This is a genomic window from Blautia sp. HCP3S3_C12, assembly GCF_052064155.1.
In the GTDB taxonomy this organism is placed as follows: domain Bacteria; phylum Bacillota; class Clostridia; order Lachnospirales; family Lachnospiraceae; genus Blautia_A.
This window is the reverse complement of sequence record NZ_JBQHWC010000051.1, coordinates 1-861: the sequence shown is the minus strand read 5'-3', so window position 1 is coordinate 861 and position 861 is coordinate 1. Positions and strand designations below refer to the sequence as shown.

1 pseudogene is annotated in these 861 nt (G+C 45.2%); it reads left to right on the top strand.

The window, feature by feature from the left end:
- Nucleotides 1-138: 138 nt before the first annotated feature.
- Nucleotides 139-861, top strand: a pseudogene (locus ACTNDS_RS16670) (IS200/IS605 family accessory protein TnpB-related protein); the annotation flags it as partial.

The following is an 861-nucleotide window of genomic DNA, read 5'->3' as shown; positions in this document are numbered from 1 at the left end:
CCGTCTTACTGTGCCATAACGGTCAGTGACAGGAGCAGAGACCAGGTGCTTGCCTACATCGAAGGACAAAAGGAAAAAGAAAAGAAAAAAGAAAAGAAAAAAGCCTGACAGAAGAAATGATTTGTTGGAGGAAAAGAGATGCAGACCGTATCCAGCTATGGCGTAGAATTACGAAAACAGAATATCCCAGTCCGCCAGACACTGGAAATCTACCGGTCTGCGGTCTGTTACCTGACAGAAATATATGAGCAGGTGTGGGAAGAATTGGCAGAGATACCGGATGCCAAAAGGCGGTTTAATGCTGCAGAGCATCTGGTGCATACTACAAAAAAGAATCTTGCACGCTTTGATTTTGATCTTCGCTTTCCGAAGATGCCGTCCTACCTGAGGCGAGCCGCAATCCAGCATGCATTGGGAAGTGTATCTTCTTACGAAACACGGATGGATCTGTGGGAAAAGTCAGGAGAAAAAGCAGGGAAACCCAGACTGGCGTATGAGAATCATGCCATGCCTGTTTTTTATCGTGATGTCATGTACAGAGAGGAAAAAGAAGGAAAAGACGAAGCATACCTGAAACTGTATGATGGTCATGACTGGAAATGGTTTTGTGTGCGTTTAAATCACACAGATATGGAATATCTGCGCAGGAACTGGTCGGGGAAAAAGGCATCAGCCCCGACACTGGAGAAAAGGCACCATAAATATTTCCTGCGTTTTTCTTATACGGAAGAAGTGACACTTACGAAGACACCGGTAAAAGAACAGATCATCTGTAGTGTGGACCTGGGAATCAATACCGATGCGGTCTGTACCATTATGCGGGCAGACGGAACTGTCCTGGGGAGAAAATTTATCAATCAT